The organism is Pseudomonas sp. KCJK9000, from assembly GCF_046230725.1.
Taxonomy (GTDB): Bacteria; Pseudomonadota; Gammaproteobacteria; order Pseudomonadales; family Pseudomonadaceae; genus Aquipseudomonas; species Aquipseudomonas promysalinigenes.
Map to the genome: position 1 here is coordinate 1 of NZ_JBJJLN010000011.1, position 26,566 is coordinate 26,566.

29 protein-coding genes, 1 tRNA gene and 1 pseudogene are annotated in these 26,566 nt (G+C 61.0%); 16 read left to right on the plus strand and 15 right to left on the minus strand.

The annotated features are described in order from the left end of the window. Positions 1-197 precede the first annotated feature (197 nt). Positions 198-1,911: pseudogene (locus ACK59H_RS07355) on the minus strand (DEAD/DEAH box helicase). A 377-nt stretch (positions 1,912-2,288) separates the two neighbouring features. Continuing rightward, complete coding sequence (locus ACK59H_RS07360) at positions 2,289-3,044, minus strand: spermidine synthase (RefSeq protein WP_060480610.1); 756 nt, start codon at positions 3,042-3,044, stop codon at positions 2,289-2,291. 118 nt (positions 3,045-3,162) lie between these two features. On the opposite strand from ACK59H_RS07360, the gene ACK59H_RS07365 reads away from it, so the two are divergent. Continuing rightward, complete coding sequence (locus ACK59H_RS07365) at positions 3,163-4,509, plus strand: class II 3-deoxy-7-phosphoheptulonate synthase (protein WP_060480609.1); 1,347 nt, start codon at positions 3,163-3,165, stop codon at positions 4,507-4,509. Positions 4,510-4,629: 120 nt separating this feature from the next. Here ACK59H_RS07365 and ACK59H_RS07370 read toward each other — a convergent pair whose 3' ends face one another. Further along, a complete protein-coding gene (locus ACK59H_RS07370; protein ID WP_060480608.1) occupies positions 4,630-4,848 on the minus strand; it encodes a DUF1127 domain-containing protein in 219 nt (72 codons plus the stop codon). Between the two features lie 96 nt (positions 4,849-4,944). Here ACK59H_RS07370 and ACK59H_RS07375 point away from each other — a divergent pair, with 96 nt between their 5' ends. After that, positions 4,945-5,796, plus strand: a complete 852-nt coding sequence (locus ACK59H_RS07375; protein WP_060480612.1) for a LysR substrate-binding domain-containing protein — start codon at positions 4,945-4,947, stop codon at positions 5,794-5,796. A 3-nt stretch (positions 5,797-5,799) separates the two neighbouring features. Here ACK59H_RS07375 and ACK59H_RS07380 read toward each other — a convergent pair whose 3' ends face one another. Continuing rightward, positions 5,800-6,549, minus strand: coding sequence for a sulfite exporter TauE/SafE family protein (locus tag ACK59H_RS07380; RefSeq protein ID WP_186476628.1), 750 nt, complete (start codon positions 6,547-6,549; stop codon positions 5,800-5,802). Between the two features lie 111 nt (positions 6,550-6,660). On the opposite strand from ACK59H_RS07380, the gene ACK59H_RS07385 reads away from it, so the two are divergent. The 3 genes from ACK59H_RS07385 to ACK59H_RS07395 all read left to right on the plus strand — a co-directional run bounded on the left by ACK59H_RS07385 (position 6,661) and on the right by ACK59H_RS07395 (position 8,698). Further along, positions 6,661-7,617: a LysR family transcriptional regulator gene (locus tag ACK59H_RS07385; protein WP_060480607.1), complete on the plus strand. Its 957-nt coding sequence runs from the start codon at positions 6,661-6,663 to the stop codon at positions 7,615-7,617. Between the two features lie 55 nt (positions 7,618-7,672). Continuing rightward, positions 7,673-8,128, plus strand: a complete 456-nt coding sequence (locus tag ACK59H_RS07390) for a MarR family transcriptional regulator (RefSeq protein WP_060480606.1) — start codon at positions 7,673-7,675, stop codon at positions 8,126-8,128. A 141-nt stretch (positions 8,129-8,269) separates the two neighbouring features. Continuing rightward, the gene (locus ACK59H_RS07395; protein WP_060480605.1) at positions 8,270-8,698 is read left to right on the plus strand and encodes an organic hydroperoxide resistance protein; all 429 of its coding nucleotides are present in this window, start codon (positions 8,270-8,272) and stop codon (positions 8,696-8,698) included. A 266-nt stretch (positions 8,699-8,964) separates the two neighbouring features. Here ACK59H_RS07395 and efp read toward each other — a convergent pair whose 3' ends face one another. Next, a complete protein-coding gene (gene efp, locus ACK59H_RS07400) occupies positions 8,965-9,534 on the minus strand; it encodes an elongation factor P (RefSeq protein ID WP_013971530.1) in 570 nt (189 codons plus the stop codon). A gap of 48 nt (positions 9,535-9,582) precedes the next feature. Continuing rightward, positions 9,583-10,716, minus strand: a complete 1,134-nt coding sequence (earP, locus tag ACK59H_RS07405; protein ID WP_060480011.1) for an elongation factor P maturation arginine rhamnosyltransferase EarP — start codon at positions 10,714-10,716, stop codon at positions 9,583-9,585. Positions 10,717-10,842: 126 nt separating this feature from the next. On the opposite strand from earP, the gene ACK59H_RS07410 reads away from it, so the two are divergent. Then, positions 10,843-11,235, plus strand: a complete 393-nt coding sequence (locus ACK59H_RS07410; protein WP_060480010.1) for a hypothetical protein — start codon at positions 10,843-10,845, stop codon at positions 11,233-11,235. Between the two features lie 2 nt (positions 11,236-11,237). After that, positions 11,238-11,708 (plus strand): GreA/GreB family elongation factor, encoded by a 471-nt coding sequence (locus ACK59H_RS07415; RefSeq protein WP_060480009.1) that lies wholly within the window; start codon positions 11,238-11,240, stop codon positions 11,706-11,708. Positions 11,709-11,844: 136 nt separating this feature from the next. On the opposite strand, the gene ACK59H_RS07420 is transcribed toward ACK59H_RS07415, so the two are convergent. Next, a complete protein-coding gene (locus tag ACK59H_RS07420) occupies positions 11,845-12,777 on the minus strand; it encodes a LysR family transcriptional regulator (RefSeq protein ID WP_060480012.1) in 933 nt (310 codons plus the stop codon). 119 nt (positions 12,778-12,896) lie between these two features. Between ACK59H_RS07420 and ACK59H_RS07425 the strand changes: the two genes are divergently transcribed. From ACK59H_RS07425 to ACK59H_RS07435, 3 genes are all read left to right on the plus strand, one after another. Further along, positions 12,897-13,646, plus strand: a complete 750-nt coding sequence (locus tag ACK59H_RS07425) for a 3-oxoacyl-ACP reductase family protein (protein WP_060480008.1) — start codon at positions 12,897-12,899, stop codon at positions 13,644-13,646. A gap of 51 nt (positions 13,647-13,697) precedes the next feature. Next, a complete protein-coding gene (locus tag ACK59H_RS07430) occupies positions 13,698-14,879 on the plus strand; it encodes an MFS transporter (protein WP_060480007.1) in 1,182 nt (393 codons plus the stop codon). Positions 14,880-14,997: 118 nt separating this feature from the next. Next, the gene (locus tag ACK59H_RS07435) at positions 14,998-15,378 is read left to right on the plus strand and encodes a hypothetical protein (RefSeq protein ID WP_060480006.1); all 381 of its coding nucleotides are present in this window, start codon (positions 14,998-15,000) and stop codon (positions 15,376-15,378) included. Positions 15,379-15,487: 109 nt separating this feature from the next. Here ACK59H_RS07435 and ACK59H_RS07440 read toward each other — a convergent pair. Further along, a tRNA-Ser gene (locus ACK59H_RS07440) sits at positions 15,488-15,577 on the minus strand. A 290-nt stretch (positions 15,578-15,867) separates the two neighbouring features. On the opposite strand from ACK59H_RS07440, the gene ACK59H_RS07445 reads away from it, so the two are divergent. The 3 genes from ACK59H_RS07445 to ACK59H_RS07455 all read left to right on the plus strand — a co-directional run bounded on the left by ACK59H_RS07445 (position 15,868) and on the right by ACK59H_RS07455 (position 18,392). After that, positions 15,868-16,557, plus strand: coding sequence for a crotonase/enoyl-CoA hydratase family protein (locus ACK59H_RS07445; RefSeq protein WP_060480005.1), 690 nt, complete (start codon positions 15,868-15,870; stop codon positions 16,555-16,557). A gap of 80 nt (positions 16,558-16,637) precedes the next feature. Further along, positions 16,638-17,357 carry a lysophospholipid acyltransferase family protein gene (locus ACK59H_RS07450; protein WP_060480004.1) on the plus strand — a complete coding sequence of 240 codons (720 nt, stop codon included), beginning with the start codon at positions 16,638-16,640 and terminating at the stop codon, positions 17,355-17,357. A 63-nt stretch (positions 17,358-17,420) separates the two neighbouring features. Continuing rightward, a complete protein-coding gene (locus ACK59H_RS07455; protein WP_060480003.1) occupies positions 17,421-18,392 on the plus strand; it encodes a magnesium and cobalt transport protein CorA in 972 nt (323 codons plus the stop codon). A 48-nt stretch (positions 18,393-18,440) separates the two neighbouring features. Here ACK59H_RS07455 and ACK59H_RS07460 read toward each other — a convergent pair whose 3' ends face one another. Next, positions 18,441-19,175, minus strand: coding sequence for an amidotransferase (locus ACK59H_RS07460; protein WP_409264347.1), 735 nt, complete (start codon positions 19,173-19,175; stop codon positions 18,441-18,443). 479 nt (positions 19,176-19,654) lie between these two features. Between ACK59H_RS07460 and ACK59H_RS07465 the strand changes: the two genes are divergently transcribed. After that, on the plus strand, positions 19,655-20,458 hold the full coding sequence (locus ACK59H_RS07465; RefSeq protein ID WP_060480001.1) for a cytochrome c: 804 nt from the start codon (positions 19,655-19,657) through the stop codon (positions 20,456-20,458). Positions 20,459-20,489: 31 nt separating this feature from the next. On the opposite strand, the gene ACK59H_RS07470 is transcribed toward ACK59H_RS07465, so the two are convergent. From ACK59H_RS07470 to ACK59H_RS07485, 4 genes are all read right to left on the minus strand, one after another. Beyond that, positions 20,490-20,822, minus strand: a complete 333-nt coding sequence (locus ACK59H_RS07470; RefSeq protein WP_060480000.1) for a ribonuclease E inhibitor RraB — start codon at positions 20,820-20,822, stop codon at positions 20,490-20,492. 175 nt (positions 20,823-20,997) lie between these two features. Further along, positions 20,998-21,234: a hypothetical protein gene (locus ACK59H_RS07475; RefSeq protein ID WP_060479999.1), complete on the minus strand. Its 237-nt coding sequence runs from the start codon at positions 21,232-21,234 to the stop codon at positions 20,998-21,000. Positions 21,235-21,365: 131 nt separating this feature from the next. Next, positions 21,366-23,423: an LTA synthase family protein gene (locus ACK59H_RS07480; protein WP_207870464.1), complete on the minus strand. Its 2,058-nt coding sequence runs from the start codon at positions 23,421-23,423 to the stop codon at positions 21,366-21,368. A gap of 143 nt (positions 23,424-23,566) precedes the next feature. Further along, positions 23,567-23,758 (minus strand): PLD nuclease N-terminal domain-containing protein, encoded by a 192-nt coding sequence (locus ACK59H_RS07485; protein ID WP_060479997.1) that lies wholly within the window; start codon positions 23,756-23,758, stop codon positions 23,567-23,569. Between the two features lie 124 nt (positions 23,759-23,882). Between ACK59H_RS07485 and ACK59H_RS07490 the strand changes: the two genes are divergently transcribed. Then, a complete protein-coding gene (locus ACK59H_RS07490) occupies positions 23,883-24,821 on the plus strand; it encodes a ZIP family metal transporter (RefSeq protein WP_060479996.1) in 939 nt (312 codons plus the stop codon). A 59-nt stretch (positions 24,822-24,880) separates the two neighbouring features. Here the strand turns inward: ACK59H_RS07490 and ACK59H_RS07495 are convergent, their stop codons facing one another. Together ACK59H_RS07495 and ACK59H_RS07500 are read right to left on the minus strand one after the other, a co-directional pair. Then, a complete protein-coding gene (locus ACK59H_RS07495) occupies positions 24,881-25,411 on the minus strand; it encodes a hypothetical protein (RefSeq protein ID WP_060479995.1) in 531 nt (176 codons plus the stop codon). A 58-nt stretch (positions 25,412-25,469) separates the two neighbouring features. Further along, a complete protein-coding gene (locus tag ACK59H_RS07500) occupies positions 25,470-25,994 on the minus strand; it encodes an ankyrin repeat domain-containing protein (protein ID WP_060479994.1) in 525 nt (174 codons plus the stop codon). A 266-nt stretch (positions 25,995-26,260) separates the two neighbouring features. Here ACK59H_RS07500 and ACK59H_RS07505 point away from each other — a divergent pair, with 266 nt between their 5' ends. After that, positions 26,261-26,533: a DUF3509 domain-containing protein gene (locus tag ACK59H_RS07505; RefSeq protein ID WP_060479993.1), complete on the plus strand. Its 273-nt coding sequence runs from the start codon at positions 26,261-26,263 to the stop codon at positions 26,531-26,533. Positions 26,534-26,566 lie beyond the last annotated feature (33 nt).

Genomic DNA, 26,566 nt, shown 5'->3' on the forward strand with positions numbered 1-26,566 from the left:
ACAAACGTAGGAGCGAGCGCAGCTCGCGACGCGCCGCGCGGGCGGCGCTCGATCTCACAGGCGCCAAAAGGCTCAAATTGAACCCAAAAAAAATCCGACACCAGATCACTGGTATCGGATTTTTCGACCCCAAGCCTGGGCTCAAATGCTTAAGTGAACAGCATTCCGAGCAATGCCTGGGGTTTTCGGTGACAGGATCAGTCTTCGCGATAACGGCGCAGCTTCAGCTGCTTACCGGCAACACGAGTGTCCTTGAGCTTGGTCAGCAGACGCTCCAGACCATCTTCCGGCAGCTCGATCAGGCTGAAGCTGTCGCGTACCTGGATCCGGCCGATGGCATCACGAGCCAGGCCACCCTCGTTGAGGATCGCACCCAACAGGTTCTTGGCAGCGATACCGTCACGGGCACCCAACGCGGTACGGCAGCGCACGCGGCCTTCGGCCAGCGGCATTGGCGCACGACGCTCGCGGTCACCACGCTCGCCACGCTCAGTGCGCTCGCCACGTTCGGTACGCTCGCCGCGCGGTGCGAAGCTTGGCACCAGCGGTTGCTCGCGCTCTACCGCAGCCAGGTCCAGCGCCTGACCATTGGTGGCCTTGCGCAGCAGGGCCGAAGCCAGGGCACGGGCACTGCAGCCGAGGTCGGTAGTCAAGCGGTCGAACAGCTCGCCATGGGTGGCCTCGGCTTCGGCAACCAGCGGCGCCAGGCTCGAGGTGAGCTTCTTGATGCGGGCATCGAGCACAGCCTGAGCATTCGGCAGGCGCGCCTCGGCCACCTTCTGCCCGGTCACACGCTCGATCACCTGCAGCATGCGACGCTCGCGCGGGGTGACCAGCAGCAGCGCACGGCCATCACGACCAGCACGACCGGTACGGCCGATACGGTGCACGTAGGACTCTGGGTCGTACGGCATGTCGACGTTGAACACGTGAGTGATGCGCGGTACGTCCAGGCCACGGGCAGCGACGTCGGTGGCGACGACGATGTCCAGACGGCCGTCCTTGAGCGAGTCGATCACGCGCTCACGCTGGTTCTGGGCGATGTCGCCGTTCAGCGCGGCAGCCTTGTAACCTTTGGCTTCCAGGGCGGCAGCCAGGTCCAGGGTGGCTTGCTTGGTACGCACGAAGGCGATCAGCGCGTCGAATTCCTCGACCTCCAGCAGACGCAGTACAGCCGGGATCTTCTGGTCGGCGTGGACCATCAGGTGGGCCTGGTCGATCGCGGTAACGGTCTGGGTCTTGCTCTGGATCTTGACGTGCTTGGGCTCACGCAGGTGGCGTTCGGCGATCGAGCGGATCGACGATGGCAGGGTCGCGGAGAACAATACGGTCTGACGGCTGGCCGGGATGGCGTCGAAGATCACTTCGAGGTCGTCCATGAAGCCCAGCTTGAGCATTTCGTCCGCCTCGTCCAGCACCAGGTACTGAACGGTGGAGAGGACTTTTTCGTCGCGGCGCAGGTGGTCGCACAGGCGGCCTGGGGTAGCGACGACGATTTGCGCACCGTTGCGAATGGCACGCAGCTGTGGGCCCATTGGGGCACCACCGTATACGGCCACGACATTAACGCCCGGCATCTGCTTGGCGTAGGTTTCGAAAGCGGTGGCTACTTGCAGCGCCAACTCACGGGTTGGCGCCAGGATCAGGGCTTGCGGCTCGCGCTTGCTCACATCGATCTTGTTGAGGATCGGCAGGGCGAAGGCAGCGGTCTTGCCGGTGCCAGTCTGCGCCTGGCCGATCATGTCGTGACCGGCGAGGATGATCGGGATCGATTGTTGCTGAATGGCGGAAGGCTCTTCATAGCCGGTAGCCAGAACGGCAGCAACAATGTTCGGATTAAGATCGAGAGCGGCGAAGCCGCCGGTTTCCTGGGTCATGGGTCTGCCTCTAAGTGCATCCGCAAAGACCCATGCTGCAAAGCTGCACGTGCCTTGAAAGACCGGAACGGTCACCCAGGCAGCTTTGTCGGCGGGGATTTGCGAAAACGATTGAAAAAGAAAACTTTAGGAAGGTCCGCCTAGCGGACGTGCAGCCGAAGCTGGACTCGGAGGATTTGCACCACCTGATTTTGAGGCCCGCTAAAAGACCGGCGCGTACTATACCTGAAATACACCAGAGAGTGAGGAAATTTTTCTGGCCCTTCGGCCAGTATCTCGCCATCAACGCTTATTGACTGAATCGTTTTTGCCAACAGGCACTGCCTTGGCTTTTTCGCGGGTGAACCCGTTTCATCAGGTTCGCCCAGCCAGGTTAAAGCGGGGTGACCCGCCAACAGCCCAGCACGGCCTTCAACTAGCAGGCCGGATCTCGCGGATCAGGCCTTCCAGGCTATATCCCAACCGCGGCGCCAAGGCCTCGGCCCGCACCCGCAGGCCGTCGATGTCCAGTGCTTGGTCCAGGTCTGCCGGCACCAGCAAGATCACATTGCCCTCCTTGACCGGCAATTCCCAGTAGTGCCGATGGTACAAACCTCGCAGCAACGCGGCACCCAGCGGCTTGCCATCGTCAGTGGCCCACTGGTTGATCACCAGCCAGCCGCCCGGATTGAGCTGCTTCTGGCAGTTTTCGAGAAAATTCCACGCCAGGTGCCCGACACCCGGCCCATGGTCGGTATACAGGTCGACGAAAAGCAGGTCGGCCTGCTCTGCGGTGGTCAGTAACTGCACGGCATCGCCAATGCGCACATAAAGGCGCGGGTCATCGTCCAGCCCCAGGTATTGCATGGCCAGGCGCGGCACGTCCGCACGCAACTCGATGGCCTCGATGTCTTCCAGCGGCAGAAATTTCATACACGCTTGAGTCAAGGTGCCAGCGCCCAGACCAAGAAACAGCGCGCTTTCCGGCTGCTCATGACATAGCGCGCCCACCAGCATGGCACGGGTGTAGTCGTATTCGAGCCAGCTTGGGTCTGCGGTGAACACACAGCTTTGCTCGATGGCGTCACCAAACTCGAGGAAGCGGTAATCGTCCACCTCGTACACGCTGATCACACCGAACGCATCCTCCACCCGGGCCAGCAGCTTTTCTTCCCGCTCCGTCGCCATTTACCTGCCACTCACCCGCGCAAAAACGCGCATTGTCCGCCAACACCCTGGATGCAACAAGCGCGGTGCCAACTGTTACCATGGCAGTCAGCCCAAACAGCCAATAACCGAGCCTGTGATGAACCGACCGTGGAGCCCTGACAGCTGGCGTGCCCTGCCGATCCAGCAGCAACCGACCTACCCCGATGCCGCGCACCTGCAGCGGGTCGAGCAGACCCTGGCCAGCTACCCACCGCTGGTGTTCGCTGGCGAGGCGCGCGAGTTGCGCCGGCAGTTCACCGAGGTCACCGAGGGCCGCGCCTTCCTGTTGCAGGGCGGCGACTGCGCCGAAAGCTTTGCCGAGTTCTCGGCGGCCAAGATCCGCGACACCTTCAAGGTGCTGCTGCAGATGGCCATCGTGATGACGTTCGCTGCTGGCTGCCCGGTGGTGAAGGTCGGGCGTATGGCCGGGCAGTTCGCCAAGCCGCGCTCAGCCGGTGATGAAACCATTGGCAACGTCACCCTGCCCGCCTACCGTGGCGATATCGTCAACGGCATCGGCTTTGACGAAAAAAGCCGCGTGCCGGACCCGGAGCGCCTGCTGCAGGCTTACCACCAGGCCACCGCCAGCCTGAACTTACTGCGCGCCTTCGCCCAGGGCGGTTTTGCCGACCTGCATCAGGTGCATAAATGGAACCTGGACTTCATCGCCAACTCGGCGCTGGCCGACAAATACCACCAGTTGGCCAACCGTATCGATGAAACCCTGGCTTTCATGCGCGCCTGCGGCCTGGACAGCGCGCCGCAGCTTCGCGAAACCAGTTTTTTCACGGCTCACGAAGCCTTGCTGCTCAATTATGAGGAAGCTTTCGTACGCCAGGACAGCCTGACCGGCGACTACTACGACTGCTCCGCGCACATGCTCTGGATTGGCGACCGCACCCGCCAGCTGGACGGGGCCCACGTCGAGTTTCTGCGTGGCGTGCACAACCCGATCGGGGTCAAGGTTGGCCCGAGCATGAACCCCGAAGCGCTCATCCGCCTGATCGACACCCTCAACCCGGCCAACGACCCTGGTCGTCTCAACCTCATCGTGCGCATGGGCGCGGGCAAGGTAGGCGCGCACTTGCCTGGGCTGATCCGCACCGTCGAGCGCGAGGGGCGCAAGGTGCTGTGGAGCTGCGACCCGATGCACGGCAATACCATCAAAGCCAGCAGCGGCTACAAGACTCGGGACTTTGCGCAGATCCTCGATGAGGTGAAGCAGTTCTTCCAGGTGCACCAGGCCGAAGGCAGCCATGCCGGCGGCATCCACATCGAAATGACTGGGCAGAACGTCACTGAGTGCATCGGTGGTGCTCGTCCGATCACCGAGGACGCTTTGTCCGACCGCTATCACACCCACTGCGACCCGCGTATGAACGCCGATCAGTCGCTGGAGCTGGCCTTCCTGATCGCAGAGACCCTCAAGCAGGTGCGGCGCTAAGCGCAAGCTGTGCAGTTGCCTCGCCGCTCAAGCCGCTCCTACCGATTAGCGCTCGCCGCAAAGCGTGCGCAGCTCTGGTAGGAGCGGGCTCACCGGCGAATTACCCATTGCAGCCTTGGCCTATTTGCGCAGCGGGTCATCCCAGAAATGCCGCTCGGACTCTTGCTGGATGTCCGCTCGGCTCAAGCCCAGGTCATGCAGAGTCGCGTCACTCAAGCTGGCAAGCTCCTGGCGCTGGCGGTAAAGCTGCACCCACCTGGCCGGGCGCTCAATGGCTACATGCCATAGGTGGGTCAGGGAAAAGGCAGGTTGCTGAATATTGCTGACATGACCTTTCATCGTGAAGCCCTCCGTGTTGATGGCTTCAGTCTCGGCTCAGGCTTAAGATCAATCCAACGAATGTTTCTGATGCAATGCATCTCGGAGATTGATGCAATGTCCCAATACCAGAGCCTCGACGCTGATGTACTGCGCACCTTCGTTGCGATTGCCGAGCAAGGTGGGTTCACCCGCGCCGGTGAGGTGGTCAACCGTACCCAATCGGCGGTCAGCATGCAGATGAAACGCCTGGAGGAGGACATTCTTCAGCGCCAGTTGTTCGAGCGCGATGGCCGCCAGGTGCGCCTGACTGCCGAGGGGCAGGTATTGCTGGGCTATGCCCGGCGCATCCTGAAACTGCACGGGGAGGTGTTCAACACGTTACGCATGCCGCACATGGTCGGCCTGGTGCGCATCGGCACCCCCGATGACTACGCCATGCGCTTTCTGCCAACCATTCTCTCGAGCTTCGCCCAGGCATACCCACTGGTTCAGGTAGAGGTGCATTGCGACTCGTCCAGGCAACTGCTGCTGCGCCAGGACCTGGATTTGACCATCGTCACCCGCGAGCCAGGCAACGAGGTTGGCCAATTGCTGCGTCAGGAGCGCCTGGTGTGGGCCGCTGCCGAGGGGTTTTACCCCCAGGAGCAGCGGCCGATCCCCTTGGCACTGTTCAACACCGACTGTTTCTGCCGCGCCTGGACCTGCAATGCTCTGGAAGCTCAAGGCATCGACTACCGCATCGCCTATACCAGCCCCAGCCTTGCCGCGATTTTTGCCATCGTCACCGCCGGCCTGGCGGTGACGGCGCAACTGCAGAGCCTGATTGGCGGCAACATGCGCATTCTGGGCGAAAGCGAGGGGCTACCCCAACTGCCCATGGCCAACGTGATGTTGCTGCGCAACAGCCAGAGCCAATCGCCAATCACCGATTGCATGGCCGACTACATCATCGAAGGGTTCATGTAAGCCCTACAGCTCGAAGCCCAGCATCACCGCACAAACCACCAGGAACACACAGAACATCCCCCGCAGCACCTTCTCGGGCAATGCATGGGCCAGCTTGACCCCCCAGCTGATGCTCAGCAGGCCACCAATCGCCAAAGGGATGCCCACGTGCCAGTCCACACTGTGGTGCACCCCATAGGTCACCAGGGTAACCAGCGTGCTCGGCGCCGCCAACGCCAGCGACAAGCCTTGCGCCACCACTTGGGTAGTACCGAACACGCTGGTCAGGATGGGCGTGGCCACCACCGCGCCGCCTACGCCGAACAGCCCGCCCATGGTGCCGGCGAAGCTGCCCAGTACTGCCAGCCACGGCCATGGGTAGCGCAACTCAGTGCTGGGCGGTGCGACCTTGAGGAACATTCGCAGCACGTTCCACACCGCCAGCGCGACCAGAAAACCGACAAAACCCAAGCGCATGGAATGGGCATCGATACCCACCGCCCAGATCGAGCCCAGCCAGGCGAACAAAAAGCTGCATAGAGAAAGCGGCAACGCGTGGCGCAATTCGATGCGGTTGCGCTGATGGTAGCGCCAGAGTGCCAGCAGCACGTTTGGCACCACCATCACCAATGCCGTGCCTTGGGCCAGTTGCTGATCAAGGCCAAACAGAACGCCCAGCGCCGGAATGGCGATCAAGCCACCACCAATGCCGAACAATCCCCCCATGGTGCCAAGGGCTGCGCCCAGCACGATATACATCAACCACTCGATCATCAGGGCCTCACCCGCCGGTTATCAATATGAGCATGCTAACGACTGCGTGCTGGCAGGGAAACGCACAGCAACGCACAATGGCTGTGCGTTCTTCGCAAAAGCACCGAGATCATGAGCCCCGATATTCTGACCGACCAATTGAGCCTGTTCCTCGACGTGTTGGAAACCGGCAGTTTTTCAGCAGCCGCACGCCGCCATCCGTTGACTCCCTCCGCCGTTGCCCGGCGCATCGACAGCCTGGAAAACGCTGTCGGCAGCCGCCTGTTCACCCGCAGCACCCATGCAGTACGCCCGACCCCTGCCGGCAATGCGTTCGCCGAGCGTGCCCGGCGCATCATCGAGGAATTACGTCTGGCACGCGCCGAGGCAGTGTCGCTGAGCAGCGCACCCGAAGGGTTGATCCGCATCGACGCCCCAGCCGCCTTCGGGCGCCGCCACCTGGCACCGGCGATCGCCGACTTTCTGGTGGCCTATCCGGGTTTGGACGTACAACTGCGGCTGATAGACAGCTTCGTCGACCTGCATGGCAGCCATCTGGGCGAAGTCGACCTGGTGCTGCGCGCCGGCCCACTGGCGGATACCCGGCTGGTCGCAACAACCCTGGCACCGATGGTGCGCATAGCTTGTGCCAGCCCGGGCTATCTGGCCAGCCGCGGCTTGCCCGCTTGCCCCAGCGAGCTGCCCGGCCACGACGGCCTCGACTGGGATGGCCTGGCACCACCGTTCGCCTGGCGCTTCGCAGTAGACGGCCAAGTGCGCCTCTACCGCCCGGCGCGCATGCGCATGGCGGCCAACAATGCCGAGACATTGTTATTCGGCGCGCTGGCAGGCTTGGGCATCGCCCACCTGCCTACTTGGCTGATCAGCGAGTACCTGCTGCGTGGCGAACTGTTGCCTCTGTTCTGCGAAGCGGGGCTGCCAGCAGCCGAGAACAGCGGCATTTATGCACTGCGCCTTGAACATGAAACGAACTCTCGCAGCCGTTTGCTGCTCGAATTTCTCAAGAGCCGCTTCAGCCCCATTCCACCCTGGGACCTGGCGCTGCGCAGCGAGCTGCGCTGGCAATGAGCGCCCCTACCTTGAGCGTGGTAGATTCCCCAATTGATGACATTCAAGGACCTGCATGAACGCCAACAACCAAGCCTCTTGTGACGAGCTGCTGCTGGACAACCAGGTCTGTTTCGCCCTGCACTCCACCTCGTTGCTGATGACCAAGGTGTACAAACCTCTGCTACAAGCGTTGGGTCTGACCTACCCGCAATATCTGGCCATGCTTGTTCTGTGGGAACAGGATGGCCTGACCGTCGGAGAAATCAGCCAGCGGCTTTTGACCGACCCAGGGTCACTCACCCCGTTGCTCAAACGCCTGGAAAGCGAAGGCCTGCTGCGGCGCAACCGCAGCCGCGAGGATGAACGGGTAGTGCTGGTGCAACTGACGGATAAAGGCCGGGCTTTGCAACAACAGGCACGGGAAGTACCACAGTGCATCCTCAAGGCCAGCGGCCGCAGCCTGGAGCGCCTCCAACAACTGCAAACCGAGCTGCTCGAGCTGCGCGAAAGCCTGCAGAAAAACCTCTGACGGCTAGGCTGTGTGTCGGGCATTCCGATGAATGGCAGGTTTTTATCTTGAACGCTAAATAATTGCGCGCTAATTTAAACCTTGTGTTCACCCGATGCCCCAGGATGCCCAGGGGCGCAAGCTCACTTAGCGAGGCTCAAAATGCAAAAGGTCACTGCGCTGTACATCGCACAAGCTACTTCCACCGGCGGTCGCGACGGCAAATCCCAGTCCAGCGACGGTAAGTTGCAGGTCAAGCTGAGCACCCCCAAAGAGCTCGGCGGCGCGGGCGGTGACGGCACCAACCCCGAGCAGTTGTTTGCCGCTGGTTACTCGGCCTGCTTCATCGGCGCACTGAAGTTCGTCGCCAGCCAGGATAAGAAGGCCCTGCCCGGCGAAACCTCCATCACTGCCAAGGTCGGTATCGGCCAGATCCCTGGAGGCTTCGGCCTGGACATCGACCTGCACATTGATCTGCCGGGCCTGGCACAGGCCGACGCCCAGGCACTGGTGGAAAAGGCGCACCAGGTTTGCCCATACTCCAACGCTACCCGCGGCAACGTCGATGTACGGCTGCATGTGACCGTATAAATCGCAGGCAAAAAAAACCCAGCCAAGGCCGTAATGCTGTTCACTTAAGCCTAGAGGCTCGGCGTGAGCTCTTCGGTGGAGCGCAGCTCGCGATGCGCCGCGCGGGCGGCGCTCGATCTCACAGGCGCCAAAAGGCTCAAATTGAACCCCAAAAAAAATCCGACACCAGATCACTGGTATCGGATTTTTCGCCCCCAAGCCTGGACTCAAATGCCTAAGTGAACAGCATTAGCCCAAAGCCGGGTTTTTTTGCGTTACTCAAGAAATTACTTCTTGGAGCGACCTTTGAAGCTGTTGTCGCGAGTGTCGATGTCGATCCACTCGTCGATCTGGATGAAGTCAGCGACCGAGATCTCGGTACCGTTCTTCAGTTTGGCAGGCTTCATCACCTTGCCCGAGGTATCGCCACGTGCAGCGTTCTCGGTGTAGACAACCTGACGGCTGATGGTGGTCGGCAGTTCAACCGATACCAGGCGGCCTTCGAAGAACACCGCTTCACAGACGTCTTCCATGCCTTCTTCGATGTACGGCAGAACGGCTTCGATGTCCTCGGCGTTCAGCTCGTACATGGTGTAGTCGGTGGTGTCCATGAAGGTGTATTCGTCACCGTTGATGAACGACAGGGTCGCTTCTTTGCGATCCAGGATCACGTCGTCCAGCTTGTCGTCTGCACCGTATACGGTTTCGGTCTTGTAGCCGGTCAGCAGGTTTTTCAGCTTGGTCTTCATGATCGCGCTGTTGCGACCCGACTTGGTGAACTCGGCTTTTTGAACCAGCCACGGGTCATTGTCGATCCGCAGTACGGTGCCGGGTTTCAGTTCTTTACCAGTTTTCATTACGAAGTATCCGAATCTGGATGGATTTATAAAAATCGAGGCCGCATATCATAGCCAATTTCGGTAAAACTGTACCAGCGCCTTGGCAAGGTCCGGCCGAGCGGCCTGGGCAATGGTCCAATCACGGGCGTGCTGCTGCAGTTCTGCCCAGTATTTACGGGCAGTCTGCCAGGCCGCGTGCATGTCGCGATCCATGTTCCAAGCGCGCCATAACGCCATCAGTGCGTCGGCCGCGGGGGCTGACAAGCCTTGTCGGTACAAGGCGAGGAAGGCTTCGAGCTTGTCCCAGTGGGCATTTTCATCCTGGACATAGATGTGCCATAGCATCGGCCGGCCAGCCCATTGGGCACGTACGAACGAATCTTCCCCGCGAACGGCGTTGAAATCACAGCTCCACAGCAGGCGATCATAATCGTCCTGGCTGACGAATGGCAGAATCTGTACCGTCAGGCTGGCGCACTGATACACCTGCCCAGCTTGCAAGTGCGGCTCACCCAGCCAGGCACCCAGCTGACCGAGAATGCGCCCTTGCGGGACCAGTAGGTGAACCGGCTGTGTGTCTGCGCGCAGCGCATCGAGCCAACCGCCCAGCCGCTCATTTTCGTAGGCGAACAGCGACACCAGCAACGCATCCGGCTGCGGCTGTACACCCAGCCCCTTGAGAAAGCCCGCACGTGCCTCAGCCGATCCCTCGAAAGCCTGCCTGCGCTGCAGCAAGTTAGCTTCACGCAACAGGCCACCTGTCTTGGCCGTGAACCCTGGGAAGAAAAATAGCTTGCGCAGGCCATTGGGCTGGGGCGAAGGCAAGCCATGGCAGCCTTCTACCCAATCCTCGGCGCTCAGGTATTCAAGGTTCAACCACAACACCGGCTGAGGGCGTGAGTGCATCGCATCGACGTAGGCTGCGGGCAACTGGCAGGCAAAGGCGCCGATCACCACGTCGGCAGGCACCACTGGCTGCCATTGCGCAGGCCAGGCGCGTACCTCGACCCCCAGCTGCCATTGCTGCAGCGCATCGGCATCGGCTTGCGGGCACAGCGGCACGAAGGCTCGCAGGTCATCTACCCACAAGCGCACGGCGACACCATGTTCGGCGACCAATTGCCGTGCCAGGCGCCAGGTCACCCCGATGTCGCCATAGTTGTCGACGACGGAGCAGAAAATATCCCAGGTGATTTTCATGTGCCTGCCTTGCGCCGCGCAAAAACGCGCATTTTGCGGATAAATGGCCACTTACAAAAGCACAGCGCGGAAAAAAGCCCAACCCATGCGACAATGCCCCACTACCCCGCTCCGCCAGGAGGCCCCATGCCGCGCCACCGTGAACTGACAATCACCCTCAAACCGCTGCAACTGGTTTTGTGTATAGCCTTGGGCTTATGGCTTGGCGCCGTGGCGATCGGCCTGAGCGCGGCGCTGGCCTTGCAGCTGTGGCCCGAGCAGCTCGACCCGGAGCTACCGCCATCTGCCTATCGCGAGCCGGCTCCAGCGGCGGCGCCTAAGCAACCGGCCGATGCACAAACCGAGATGTTCGAGCGCTACAAGGACATCCTGCACAAACAGGAAGCTCAGCAGGCTGCGGAAGCCGCCCAGGGCAACCCGCGCAATCTCAACAGCCCCAAGTGTCAGTTCTGGCTTGCGCAGAATCGCACCGCGCCAACCGATAAAAGCCAGGCCAACGTGCTTGAGTTCTGCTACTGACCATGAACAAGGCCACGCTGCTCACATGCATTGTGCAAACCCTGGAAAACGACATGCAGGTGCTACGCCGCGCAGCGCAGGCCGCCTATGAGGCGGCAACCGCCGAAGAAAACATCGCCGAGAACAAGTACGACACTTTGGGGCTTGAGGCGTCGTATCTGGCCACAGGCCAAGCGCGACGTACAGCCGAAATCCGCCAGGCGCTGCTGACTTACCAACAGCTGTTGTTGCGTGATTACGACGACTCTCGCGGGGTGCAGGTGAGCAATCTGGTGACCCTTGAGGATGAACAGGGTGAGCAACGCTTGTTGTTCCTCGGGCCAGAGGCCGCGGGGCTGAAGATTGGCGAAGGTGATGAGCAGGTGACCGTGATCACCCCGCGCTCCCCCTTGGGCCAGCAACTGCTGGGCAAGAAGGTCGAGGATGAAGTGAATCTCGGGGCTCAGGTGTTCTTTATCATCGATGCTGCCTGACCCGTGAAATGACAGTAGCAACTTTCTGGGTTACCTGAACCGGCCTCTTCGCGGCAAACGCCGCGCCCGCTGCTTGAGGCTCACGCCTACCCGTGCTTGCAGGCGCTGCGAAACGGCCAGCGCTAGCGATAGCCTTCTAGGCCAAGGCATCGAAGCGCTCTGCCAACCGCCTTTCGGCAAACTGCTCCACCACAAAGTCGATGAACGCTCGGGTCTTGCCAGGCAACAGTTCGTGCTCGGCGTAGTACAGGCTTATCGCCCCGTCATCTACATACCAGTCCGGCAGCACCCTTTGAAGCTGCCCCGCCTGCAGATACGGCACGGCGAACGGCAAGCTTACCAAGGCGATGCCCAGGCCCTGCTGCGCAACCGCACACGCGGCATCCGAGTCGCTCATGGTCATCGCTTGACGTAGCATTAACGGCTGCTGTTCTCCCCAGCGGCTGGTCAATGGCCAGGAGCGAACGCGCCCGGTCTGTGGCGAGCGGATCAGAACCCCGTCGTGGCCTTGCAAGGCCTGAGGGCCATCAATATCGGCATGCTGGCTCAGGTAACCGGGTGCTGCCACCAACACCCGATGTGCCGGGGTCAACCTGCGCGCCACTACTCCCAATGGCAGCTCGAAACCGCCACCAATAGCGGCATCGAAGCCCTGGCCGATAAGGTCGACCTGGCGGTTGTCAAAATGCCAGTCCGGGGTGATTGCCGGGTAGCGGCGCAAAAAATCACCCAGCAACGGCAGCACGTACAGGCGCCCGAACACAGTGCCCATACTGACCCTCAACAACCCGGCAGGCTGGCCCTCGGCGCTGGCGAGGTTGGCCACCGCGTACTGGATGGTACGAAAACTGTCGCTGACCTCACCCAGAAAACGTTGCCCCGCCTCGGTCAATGTCAGCTTGCGCGTACTACGCTGAAACAGCCGCACGCCAAGACGCGCCTCCAGTTGAGCCACATGCTTGCCGACTGCCGCAGGCGTGATGCTCAGGCGTCGCGCCGCCTCGGCGAAACTGCCCACCTCGGCGCTGCGGATGAAGCACTCGAGGGCGTTGAAAGATTCCATGGCCATGATTGCCAACCAAAGGTTTACTCTGATGATAGTGATTGCCATCTTATCAGCAGGTAATCATCGGTCGATACTGCGTGCATCCAAGGCATTCGGCCTTGCTATTCGAGCAGGAGATCAGCATGTCCCAGCAACTTACCCTGGAAGGCAAAGTCGCCTTCGTTCAAGGCGGCTCGCGCGGTATAGGCGCGGCCATCGTACGGCGACTGGCCCGCGACGGTGCGCAGGTTGCCTTCACCTACGTCAGCTCCGCTGGCCCTGCGCAAGCACTGGTCGAAGAGATCCAGGCCAGCGGCGGAAAAGCCCTGGCTTTGCGTGCCGACAGCGCCGAAGCCGCTGCACTGCAGCTGGCGGTCGACGATACCGTGAAGGCCTTCGGCCGCCTCGATATCCTGGTGAACAACGCAGGCGTGCTGGCAGTGGCACCGGTGGCCGAGTTCGACCTGGCAGAATTCGACCGCATGCTCGCGGTCAATGTGCGCAGTGTATTCGTCGCCAGCCAGGCAGCCGCGCGCTACATGGGCCAGGGCGGGCGCATCATCAACATCGGCAGCACCAATGCCGAGCGCATGCCCTTTGCCGGGGGTGCTCCATATGCCATGAGCAAATCGGCGCTGGTTGGCCTGACCAAAGGCATGGCGCGAGACTTGGGGCCCCAGGGGATCACCGTGAACAATGTGCAGCCCGGGCCGGTGGATACCGACATGAACCCCGCCAGTGGCGAGTTCGCCGATAGCCTGATCCCGCTGATGGCGATCGGGCGGTATGGGCAGGCCGATGAAATCGCCAGCTTCGTCGCCTACCTGGCCGGACCTGAGGCCGGCTACATCACCGGCGCCAGCCTGACCGCCGATGGTGGGTTCGCCGCCTGATGGACCGGGGGCCTTACGCCCCCCGGATTCACCTTTGACTATGAGAGACGCATGAAATCGCCAACCCTCAGCCGCGCGCTGATCCTGCTGATGGCGACCGCCACCGGCCTGGCCGTGGCCAGCAACTACTACGCGCAACCGCTTCTACACAGTATTGCCGAGCAATTGGGGCTGAGCACTGCCAGTGCAGGGAGCATCGTCATCGCTGCCCAGCTCAGCTATGGCGCCGGCCTGCTGCTGCTGGCGCCGCTGGGGGATCTGTTCGAGCAACGGCGGTTGATCGTGGTCATGACTGCCCTGTCCGCCTTGGGCCTGGTCATCAGTGCCTGCTCGCCCAGCCTGCCCTGGCTGCTGCTAGGCACCGCCCTGACCGGCCTATTCTCGGTGGTAGCGCAGATACTCGTGCCGATGGCCGCCGCGTTGAGCGAGCCGGACCTGCGTGGGCGCGTGGTAGGTACGCTGATGAGCGGGCTGTTGCTGGGCATCTTGCTGGCACGTACCGCGGCGGGGTTCATGGCAGAACTGGGGGGCTGGCGCAGCATTTATGTGCTGGCTTCAGTACTGATGGCGGTGACTGCACTGGCTCTGTACCGCAGCCTGCCAGAGCACAACAGCCATGCAGGGCTCAAATACCCAGCGCTGATTGGCTCGGTGTTCCGCCTATTCATCGAAGAGCCGGTGCTACGTCTGCGCTCGTTACTGGGGTTGTTGGCATTCAGCCTGTTTGCCTTGTTCTGGACGCCGCTAGCCTTTCTGCTGGCGCGCGAGCCTTATCACTATTCAGACGCCGCCATCGGCCTGTTCGGCCTGGCCGGGGCGGCGGGGGCATTGGCTGCCAACTGGGCTGGGCGCCTGGCCGACCGTGGCAAGGGTTCGCAGGGAACCACCGTTGGCCTGGTGATGCTGCTGGTATCGTGGGTGCCGCTGGGCTTTGCCGAACACTCGCTGCTGGCGTTGCTGGTCGGCGTGCTGTTGCTGGACCTGGCCGTGCAACTGGTACATGTGAGCAACCAGAACGCGGTGATCGCTTTGCGACCTGAAGCACGAACTCGGCTCAATGCCGGCTACATCACCTGCTACTTCATCGGTGGTGCGCTAGGCTCGTTGCTGGGCACGCAGCTGTTCCAGCGGCAAGGGTGGATGGGCATCGTGGTAGCAGGGCTGGTGATAGGCACCCTGGCCTTGGCGGCATGGGGCATGGCGCAGCGCAAGGCAGCTGCGCAGTTGGCTTGAGCCAGCGTAGGTCGCGACATCGCGCCGCATTACCCTCTGTCGCTTGCTCGTTGACTTGCCTGCCCCGGTGGCGCTGAGTAGACGCAGGCCAAGGACCTTTCACTGACAGGATGAAGCAATGACAAGACTCACGGTGCAATCCGGCGATTTCTTGCAAGGTGAAGGCGAGTTTCGCAATGGATCGCTCACACTCAAGACTTCGCGCAGCCCTTCACCCGGCGAGCGAATTTCATTGGCGCGTATCGCTGACCTGCGCCTGGCGAGCCTTGAATCCAACCGCAGCCTGGGCAGCGCCTTGGGCTGGGGCGTGGCCGGTGCGCTGGTGGCCGGCCCAGTGGGCCTGCTGGCCGGGCTTTGGCTGGGCGGCAAAGAGGAAGAAGCCACCTTTCTGGCCACCTTCAAAGATGGCCGCAAACTAATGGCCATCACCGACGGCAAGACCTGGTCGAAGATCGACGACACCTGGCGCCAGCACCGCCCTGTCAAAGCGGCTGATTGAGCCCCCAAGCGGCTCGCGCAGGCTGTGACATAAGTCCCAACCTGTAGGGGCGGCTTTAGCCGCAATGCAAAAAGCCCCCGGCTTTTCAGCTCGGGGGCTTTTCGGAATGTGGCGGTGAAGAAGGGATTTGAACCCTTGATACGATTTCTCGTATACACACTTTCCAGGCGTGCTCCTTCGACCACTCGGACACTTCACCGTTTTCTCTCCAAGGCTTTCACCCCGTCGAGGCGCGCTAATTTAGTAGAAGAGCTTTTCTTTGGCAAGCATTTTTTTCAATTTTTTCATGTATTTAAGCCAACCCACGGAAAAACCTTGGCAGCCAGGGCATAGCTGCCAATCTGGCCAGCGCTTTTCCAAGGCTGGGGCACGCATTCCTGGCCCGGCAAGGGCTTGCGCCCTGACGCTGACTGCCCAGTCAGCCTTTGCGCTTTACCTGGCTCACCGCGCTGGGTAACGTCATCGCCACGCCACTTCAAGGACTGCGCCATGAGCGAGCTGATCAACTACCACGCCGAAGACGGCGTCGCTACATTGACCCTGAACAACGGCAAGGTCAATGCCATCTCCCCCGACGTCATTGCGGCCTTCAACGCTGCCCTTGACCGTGCCACCCAAGAGCGCGCCGTGGTGATCATCACCGGTCAGCCGGGCATCCTTTCCGGCGGTTACGACCTCAAAGTGATGACCTGCGGCCCAAAGGAAGCAGTGGCCTTGGTCACCGCAGGCTCCACTTTGGCGCGGCGCCTGCTATCGCACCCGTTCCCGGTCATCGTCGCCTGCTCCGGCCATGCCGTGGCCAAAGGTGCCTTCCTGCTGTTGTCGGGGGATTACCGCATCGGCGTCGAAGGCCCGTACAAGATCGGCCTGAACGAAGTACAGATCGGCATGACCATGCACCACGCCGGCATCGAGCTGGCTCGCGACCGCCTGCGCCGTTCGGCCTTCCACCGCGCGGTGATCAATGCCGAGATGTTCGAGCCCAAAGACGCGGTGGACGCCGGCTTCCTCGACCGCCTGGTGCCAGCTGAGCAACTGCTGGAAACCGCACAAGGCGTAGCCCATGAGCTGAAAAAGCTGAACATGTTGGCGCACAAGAACACCAAGCTGAAAGTGCGCAAGGCGCTGCTGGACGCCCTGGACGAGGCGATTCTGCTGGACCAGGGCCACATGGGCTGACTGCCTGCGGCTCACACCGGTTTGCCCCGGCCAGTGCACGGTCGTACACTGCGCCACGACTGTCTGGTGTGAGTCGTACCATGCTCTACTCCCTTCGCATGCTCCTGCTGGGGCTGCATTTTCTGCTGGTGGGCGCCGTTGGCTTGCTGATCGGCTTGCTGCGCCCCTTCAACCGTGACAACAGCCGCATCTTCGCTCGCCTCTACAGCCTGCCGGCCACCTGGCTGCTGCGCATCAGGGTCAAGGCCGAAGTTGGCCCGCTATGGGACCAGCCGCCTGGCTGTGTGATCGTCGCCAATCACCAGTCCAACTTCGACCTGTTCATCCTCGGCCATGTGGTGCCGCAGCGCACCGTTGCCATCGGCAAGAAAAGCCTGGGCTGGATTCCACTGTTCGGCCAGCTGTTCTGGCTGGGCGGCAATGTGCTGGTCGACCGCAAGAACGCCTACCAGGCGCGCAAGGCGATGCAGACCACCACCCGCATCCTGCGTGAAGACACCTCGATCTGGATCTTTCCTGAAGGCACCCGCAACCCCACGAATCAGTTGCTGGCATTCAAGAAAGGGGCATTTCATATGGCTGTCGAAGCCGGGGTGCCGATCGTGCCAGTGTGCGTCAGCCGCTATGCCCGGCGCCTTGGCCTGAACAGCTGGCGGCGGCGTAGCGTGATCGTGCGATCACTGCCGCCGATCGCTACCAGCGGCCTCAGCCAGCAGGACCTGCCAGCATTGATCGAACAGTGCCGCACCCAGATGCAGCAATGCATCGATCACATGGAAAATGAACTGGCCGGCCTTTAGGTTGCTCTACGCTCAACTACAGCCCAAGCTGTAAACCGTGTGCAACCGGATAAGTGGACAACCATGGGTCGAGTCGTGGCATCGGCGGTGTATGCCGCAGGCAGAAAGGTCACCAATATCAGTATCGACGAAGGCAGCGAGTGGGCGCGCAAGCCTGGGCACTTCGTGTGGATCGGCCTCGAAGAGCCAAACGCCGAGGAACTGGCCAACCTGCAGTGCCAGTTCAATCTGCACGAACTGGCTATCGAGGATGCGCTGGAAAAACACAGCCGGCCCAAACTGGAAACCTTCGGTGACGCGCTGTTCATCGTCACTTACTCGCCGGTACGCCACGAGGGCAAGCTGGAGTTCATCGAAACTCATATCTTCGCCGGCAACGGCTACATCATCACCTGCCGCAACGGCCACTCCAAATCCTACGCCCTGGTGCGCCAGCGCTGTGAGGCACGCCCGCTGCTGCTCGAGCACGGCGAGGACTTCGTGCTCTACGCCCTGCTCGACTTCGTCACGGAAAACTACCAGCCGGTCAGCGAGGCCATCCATGGCGAGATCGAAGCCCTGGAGCAGAGCGTTTTGAGCAACTCGCTGCGCGAATCGGACATTCAGCGCCTGCACAGCTTGCGCCGCGACATTCTGCGCCTGCGCCGCTACGTGGCGCCGATGGTGGAGATCGGTGAAGAACTGCAGCGCCTGAGCTTCCCGTTCATCGACAAAAACATGCGCCCGTACTTCCGTGATGTGCAGATCCACGTCACACGTCAACTGGAGGACCTGGCAGGAATCCGCGACATCGCCAGCCAGACCATCGAAATAGGCATGCTGCTGGAGGCCTCACGGCAAAGCATCGTGCAGCGCAAATTCGCCGCCTGGGCGGCAATTCTTGCCTTCCCCACGGCGATTGCGGGGATCTACGGGATGAACTTCCAGAACATGCCAGAACTAGGCTGGCACTACGGCTACTACGGGGTATTAGGCGTGATAGTACTGGGCTGTACCGGCCTCTTTGCCAGCTTCAAGAAGTCTGGCTGGTTGTAGGGCCCTAGGCGGGCCCCTTCCCTACGCTGCGCTGCTGCCCAGGGTCGATCATGCAGCGCTGTCGCGGGCTTTGGTCGGCTGCTGGATGAACCGCATCATCCACTCACCCACCAGGTCACCCTGGTGCTCGGCGGCCAGGCTGGCGACAGCTTTGTGATAGACCTCATCGCCCAAGTACTGCTGACGCGCATCGAGCAGCGCCCGTGAGTAGTCATGGACGAACTCCGGATGCCCCTGGAAGCACAGCACCTGGTCACCGATGTGGTAAGCGGCGTTCGGGCAGAAGTCGCTCGAGGCAATGACCGTAGCGCCTTCAGGCAGCTCGGTGACCTGGTCCTGATGGCTGATCAGCAGGGACAGTTCGCAAACCTCTGGGTCCATCCACGGCGCGTGGGCCGCCAGCGAATAGCGGTGGATCCCTACGCCCCAGCCCTGATCGGCACGTTCGGCCTTGCCCCCCAGACTCAGCGCCAGTAACTGGTGGCCAAAGCACACGCCCAGCAGCTTCTCGCCGCGCTGGTATAGCTTGAGCAGGTACGCCTTGAGGGTTTGAATCCACGGATCGCTACCGAACGAATCGGCCTTGCTGCCGGTCACTAGATAAGCATCGAAGCGCTCGCCCTCGGGCGGGTAATCGCCGTTCATTACGTTGTACACGCAAAACTCGGCTGCGATGGGCTGACGCGAAAAGAGCTGCTCGAACATCCTTCCGTAGCCCTCGTACTGCGCGGTCAACTCCGGTCGCAGGACATCGGTTTCAAGGATGCAGATGCGTAACGACATAGGGATAGTCCTGAACGACATGGGTGGAAATCAGCTGTAGAGACTGCCGCGAAAGCCACGTACAAGCAAGTAGGCTGCACTGACGAACGGTCACATTCTGTCGGACGAGGGTGAAGGTATATGCGGGTGTCTACGCAGCAGCTGTCAGCGGTATGGCCAAATGCTTCATAGCCACCGGCGCTAAAGATGCAGTCTTTTAGCACAAAGGGTTCTCAAGTGAGGGTAACGCTAGTCCTGTGGGTGGTTTATATCCACCTATACGACACAAGCAGACCCGACAAGGAAGCCACCGGGTAATCAGGAATAACAACAAAAAGGCGGTCCGCCATGTTCAGACATTCGAAGCTTCGCCAAGCTGGGCTGATATTGTTCGCTACGACATTGCTGTTGATTCTCCCCAATCTTACACGCTTGTTCGGCTGAGAGCGCCAAGTGCCTTGCTTGGGTTAATCTCCCGTGTTTAGGACTGGAGAGCACCCATGCGCCAATGTCTCGCCGCGCTTGCCCTATCGTTGAGCCTGCCGTTATCGGCGGCGCAGTTGCACCTTGAATGGGGCGACCACAGCGTGCAGTGGTCCAGTGAGCAATTGCTGCAGCACCCACAGGCGCGCGACATCGACATCGACCAGGATGTGGCCTACAAACACCCCATGCGTTATCGCGCCATACCCGTGGCGTCACTGCTGCAAGGGGTCAAGCCAGAGGACCATCTGCAGGCCGTTGCACTGGACGGGTTCGCCGCGGAAATGCCCGCCGCCCCGCTGCTCCAAAAAGGCCCGGCACAGGCTTGGCTCGCGGTGCAAGACCCAGCCAAACCCTGGCCACCCCTCGGCAAGGGCAAACCCAGCGCAGGGCCGTTCTACTTGGTGTGGACCAATCCGCAGGCAAGTGGTATCCGCCCCGAACAGTGGCCCTTTCAGATCGCCACCATCCGCAGCCTTGCTCCAGTAGAGCAACGTTTTCCCGCGCTGCTGCCTGACCCGCGGTTATCGGCCAATGACCCAGTACGCCGAGGGTTCGCGCTATTTCAGCAGAACTGCCTGGCCTGCCACCGGCTCAATGGTGCGGGCGATGCGCAGTTCGGGCCAGACCTCAATCTGCCGCACAATCCCACTGAATATTTCCAGCCGCAGTACCTGCGTATGTACATTCGCGACCCACAGCGCCTAAGGCAATGGCCTCAGGCGCGCATGCCGGGCTTCGCCGAGAATGTTTTGAATGAACAGGAGCTCGATGCTGTGCTGGCGTATCTTGCGCACATGGCTGAGCGCAAGAAGCATTGAATGTGCAGGGCTGCCAAGCAGCCCCATAACCTTAGGCAGTCTGCCTTTCGTGCTTGACGCCCCACCCTTCGACTTCGCCGCCGTAGAGTGAAACCAATTGCTCGAAGGCCTCCTCGAAGTCACCAATCCCGCAGTATGTGGCATACATGACCTTGCTCAGCTCCAAGTGCCACGCACCATCGTCGCGCTCATGCACCTGGGCGTTAAGCGACTCGCCCCGAAACTGCCTGGCCGCGCGGCGGGCCCCTGCTTCATCTGGAAATACCGCGTAGAACTCGATGGGGTGAATGCGAGTGAAATCGAAACCGCCAGCTTTCATCTGGCGCAAAACGTTGCTGCTGATATCGTCGTTCAGGCTGCTCATGAATCGTCCTCCCGAGTAAAGCGATGGATAGACTTTCCGTGCACTACGCACCTGCAGGCACTGCCGGCAGATCGAGCTGATGAGAGACGCGAATTGACGCAGGTGCAGGCCTGCAGAAAAGACCGACACCTTCAAACAGCGTAGTGCCTGCACAGGCACCACGCCAACCGTTGATTCAAGGGGCTTCTTGGATGCTGGTGATGATCACGCCGTTCTGCTCCTTGAGCCAGCGTGCGGTTGGTGATGTAGCGCGGTCCTGGAAGTCGTTGAGGTCCAATTCATCCATGATCGGAAACAGATGCGAACGGATGGCGCGTGCGGCCTCTTCCTCGCTAGGGCGTTGCTCACCGTGCATCAGCAAGGTGGTTGGCTCGCCCTTCTGATCGGCAAAGATGACTTCCCACTCTTTCATTGAATAGCCCTCTGGATCGTACAGCGCCTGGTGTGTAGCGCCTGTAGAAGCAGACCCTGGGCCTGGGCATTCGTTCAGGCAAAAAAAAGGGCCGCTATGCGGCCCTTTGGGTTCAGCGCCAGGGTTGCGGCTTATTTCTTGGGAGTGCCGTGGACCACACCGGCAGTGTTGTCCAGCAAGCTCTTGGTAGCGGTCTGGATGAAGGCTTCAAGCTGCTGCAGCATTTGCGTCTGCTCCGGGCTTTCGATCAGCTCGGCCTTGAACTCCTTGCCCAGCTGGTAGCGGTACATGCGAGGGCTCATGTCCTTGGATTCGATCAGCAGGTGGTCGCCCTTGACCAGGCCTACGATCTGTTCACTGCCCGACGGCTTGATCATGCCAATGCCCGGGTCGCCCTCCGGCAGGTTGAGCAGATCGCGCCCCCAGCACTGGTGGCGGGTCTGGCCACCCAGGCGGCCCATGATGGTCGGCACGATGTCGACCTGGGTACCGACGGTGTGGTTGACCGCACCGAACTTCTCCTGGATGCCCGGCGCAATCAGCAGCAGCGGCACGTTGAAGCGCCCCAGGTCCAGCTCGGTGACCTGCTGCTGGTTGCCGAACCCGTGGTCGCCGACGATGACGAACAGGGTGTCCTTGAAGTAAGGCTCTTTACGCGCTTTCTCGAAGAACTGGCCCAGTGCCCAGTCGGAGTAGCGCATGGCGGTCAGGTGCTCGTCCAGGCGGCCCTGGCCTGTGACTTTCTCAACCGGCAGGTTGGCAGGCAGCGCGTAAGGCGTGTGGTTGGACAGGGTTTGCAGCAGCGCATAGATCGGCTTCTTGCCATCGTGCTTGGCCAGCTCCTCGTTACCACGGTCGAACATGTCCTGGTCGGACACGCCCCAGGTGGGGTCGGAGAACACTGGGTTGACGAAGTCGTTACGGCCAATGAAGGTGGTCATGCCCTGATTGCCGAAGAACCCGGACTGGTTATCCCAGGCGAAATCACCGTTGTAGACATACACGTCATCGTAGTCACGGGCACCGAGCAGCGCCGGCAGGCCCGACAGCTTGTGGCCACCCTCCGGGGTCTGCATCAGGTATTCGAAGCCTGGCAGGTTGGGGAAGCAGGCCATGGTGGCGAACATGCCCTGGTGGGTATGGGTGCCGTTGGAGAAGAAGCGGTCGAACAGCAGGCCCTCTTTGGCCAGCTTGTCGAAATACGGGGTGATGTTGTTCGGGCTGCCCAGGGCGCCGACAGAATGGCCCGCGAAGCTTTCCATGAGGATCACTACGACGTTCTTGATCGGCAGGGTGCGGTCGGCCGGTGGCAGGAAGTCACGGCGCACGGCAGCCTCGTCGGCATCGACCAGGGTGTCATGGGCGGTCAGCAGTTGCTTGCGCACGGTTTCGGTAGCCAACTCTTGCTTCAACACGGGCTTCCAGATATTGGCGCGGTCTTCGCCGAAGCGGCTCTTGGCAGCGTCGATCAGGGTAAGGGTGCCATTGAGGCCCAACTGGTTGACGAAGTTGGAATCGGTAGTGAAGGCGTCACCCCAACGCATCGGCGGGCCCTGGCGAAGGGTGCCACGGGCAGCGACCACCGCTACCAGCAAGACCACCATGAATACCGCCAGGCGGTTGTACCAAGGCGCCACGCGCTGTTGCCCGGTACCCCGGGTCAAGCGATCGATGCCCTTGAACAGCAGGCTCAGCAGCCAGGTGCCGAAGGCCCAGGCCAGCAGATAGCGCACGACCGGGAAGCCATACCAGAGCATGCTGAGCACGGTCTTGGGGTCTTCCTTGATGTACTGGAACACCAGGCCATTGAGGCGCTGGTGGAACTCGCGGTAGAAGTCCATCTCCATCAAGCCGAGGAACATCACCACGCTGGAGGTGAGGGTCAGCCAGAAACGGAACAGCCCACGCCGGGCCATCAGCCAGGGGCTGAGCATCGCCAGCAGCAGCGGGATGCTCAGGTAGACCACCACGCGCAGGTCGAAGCGCAAACCATTTAGGAAGCCTTCGGCGACGGTCGAGTAAGGGGTGTCGCCGATCATGTCGCTGTTGTAGACCAGCAGCGCGAGGCGTACCAGGCTGAGCATCAACATGATCACCAGGGCGCTGAGCAGCGTATAGGCCAGGTGCGATTTCAAGGTCGGCGTATAGGCTCGCGCGCCCTGTTGCTTCAAGGCATCCGTGTTAGCCATGAATGGGAGTGTCCTAGGATTGCGGTTTGCGAAGGTGGCGTTGGGGGGTGCCCAACGCTGCGTTGTGCGGGTGCGGATTCTGTTTAAACCAGTGTGAAAATTTTGTCACGCCACTATTGCAGATTTTGTCTGCCAAGCAGGTTTCATAAACGCACGTTGCCCCGCGGCCCGGCGATCGCCCAGATCACCAGGCCCACCACCGGGAGCAAGGCGATCAGCAGAATCCACAGGACCTTGGCGCCCACTTCACTGTTGCTTTTGATGACGTTGAGGATCGCCCAGATGTCCAGAGCGAGGATGATCAGGCCGACCAGGCCATTGAAAGTAGAGCCCATGTTACGTTCTCCTTGAAAGGGTGTTGCTGAGCATAGCCTTCTATCGCAACGATAGAAGGGAATCCTTGGCCAGCTGCAAAGGTCACTGCTTAGACTGCCAGTACTGATGGATTTCGAGGTTTCTATGCCGCCCGCTCACAGCCACAGCGCCACCCCGCTCTCTATGATCAACGCCTGGCGCCAGCAAGCCCACGACGCTCCCTGGCTAAGCGCAGGCTTGGCGTTGAGCTTGCTGGCAGTCATCGTGTTGCTGGCGGCCAGCTTCTGGAACGCCTTCACCGGTGACCATGCCGAAAACCTGCACCTGGCAGCTATCGGCGGCCTGTCCGGCTTCGCGGCCACGGCACTGGGGGCAGTGCTGGCGGTGGTACTGCGCGATGTCAGCACCCGCACCCAGGATGTGATGCTGGGTTTTGCCGCCGGCATGATGCTCGCCGCCAGTTCGTTTTCGCTGATTTTGCCGGGCCTGGACGCAGCTCGCGAAATCACCGGCAATGGCCCTGCTGCGGCTTTCACCGTTGTGCTGGGCATGGGGTTGGGTGTGCTGCTGATGCTGGGCCTGGACCGCTTCACCCCACACGAGCACGAGAGCACCGGCCCCTGTGGCCCGCAGGCTGAACGCATCAACCGGGTATGGCTGTTCGTGTTGGCGATCACCCTGCATAACCTGCCAGAGGGTATGGCGATCGGGGTAAGCTTTGCCAATGGCGATTTGAACATTGGCCTGCCACTGACCAGTGCCATCGCTATTCAGGACATCCCCGAGGGCCTAGCCGTGGCCTTGGCTTTGCGGGCGACAGGCCTGTCGAACATGAAGGCTGCGCTGGTGGCGATCGGCTCCGGGTTGATGGAGCCATTGGGCGCGGTGATTGGCCTGGGGATTTCCACCGGCTTCGCCCTGGCCTACCCGATCAGCATGGGGCTGGCGGCAGGAGCGATGATTTTCGTGGTGTCTCATGAGGTGATACCGGAAACCCATCGTAATGGGCATCAGACGTCAGCCACCCTTGGGCTGATGGGTGGGTTCGCGGTGATGATGTTCCTCGATACCGCATTGGGCTGAGTTACCGTTGGCCTGTACTGGCCTGTTCGCGGGCTCCCGCGAACAGGCAGAACGTGAGATCAGACGTGAACGGCGACCTTCAAGGCCTCCAGCGCCGGCTCCACCTTGATGTTCAGCGCTGCGCCCAGCTCCAGGACCCGCGCAAGGTCCTGTTGGCCAACCATCACCATTTGCAGCTCGTCGTCTAGCAACTGGCTGAAGTTCAGCAACACATACCCCCCGGCCTCTTTGTTCAATGCGCCCATCTGCACCTGGATACGATTCAGGGCTGTCAGCGGTTCGGTGCGCGCCAGTTGCTTGGGCTTGAGGGTGAACGGCACGCTCTGGTCGAACGAATCACTGATTTGCTGGAACAGCGCTTGATAACTGTCGGCCTGAAACACCACGGTATCCGGCAGGCTGCCAAGCACTACCCATTCGCCGAGTGGAATCGGGAAGCTGTCGTCGTAGTTGATGTCCGGGTTGGCGGACAGGAAGGCGGCGGGGTCGGCGTAGGCCTGGGCGGCCTCATCGGCGATGCGCTCGATTTCCTCAGCGCGCATGCAGCCGGCGCCAATCAGGCTGATGAATTCGAGCAACTGGTTTTTCATGAGGGGGGCCTGCGGCAGGTCAAAGGCGCAAAGGATAGCCGCAAATGCCCCCGAACCGTTAGCTGGCCAGTGCTTGCAGGCGCGCGGCGGCGTCCTGTGCGCCCATGGTCTGCGCAGCCATCAGTGCCGTAGCGCCTCTTGCATCGCGCCGTGCAGGATCAGCGCCTTGCGCTAGCAGGTGGTCGAGGATCTCGATGCGATTGAACATGGCCGCCAGCATCAGCGCCGTGCGCCCGTCCTGGGCAGCAGCATCCACCGGCACACCGCTGTCGAGCAGCAGGCGGATCATTGCCAGATCACCCTTGAACGCCGCCCCGGCGATGGGCAACTGGCCGTTATCATTGGCGATCAGCGGGTCGGCACCGTTGGCCAGTAGCACCCTGACTGCGTCGTGCTGACCGTGGTAGCTGGCCAGCATCAGCAAGGTGTCACCTTTATGATTGCGCAGGTTCGCAGGCAAGCCACTGGCTAGCAGGCGCTCGAGCATTTGCGCATTGCCCTGGCGGGCGCAGTCGAACACCTGCTCGGCGAAAGCGGCGGCTTCATCATTGGTCATCGCAGATGCGGCGGGTTGAGCGGACATCGGGAACCTCCTGGCATAATTCGTTGCCCTAGTCTTAGTCAGGCATGCCATGGGGTCAAAGGTTCAGATTCTATTGCGGCGATAGGCAAATCCCGATCCGTGCAAAATGCACTGTGCAAAATGCATGACCATGCAGGCTGCACGATATCACTTCTCTAATTCCGATCTAAACCACTGAATTTACTGGATTTTTCATTAAGCCAAAACCTGGCACGGTCACTGCAATATTCAACTCACGTCTGCCAACACATCAGTCAGGAGTTGATATGGACCTCATCCAGGAAAAATTCGTTTCGGTCTTCCCGGCCTATCAGGTTGCCACCCAGTCCCGTCCTGATGGTGGCGTATTGCTGACCCTGCGCGCTGCTGATGGCAAGGTCACTCGCCGAGTGCTGACCTACGGCCAACTGCACAGTGCCGAACAGCTGTCCTGGGCGATCAGTGCCATTCGCCGCGACTTGGCCGAGCAGGCCAGTGAGCTGCCAGTTATTTCGATGCTGCAAAGCCAGCAACGCTTCGCGCTGCCGACTTACCGCTGAGATTTGTCTGTACTGGCCCTTTCGCGGCCAAGT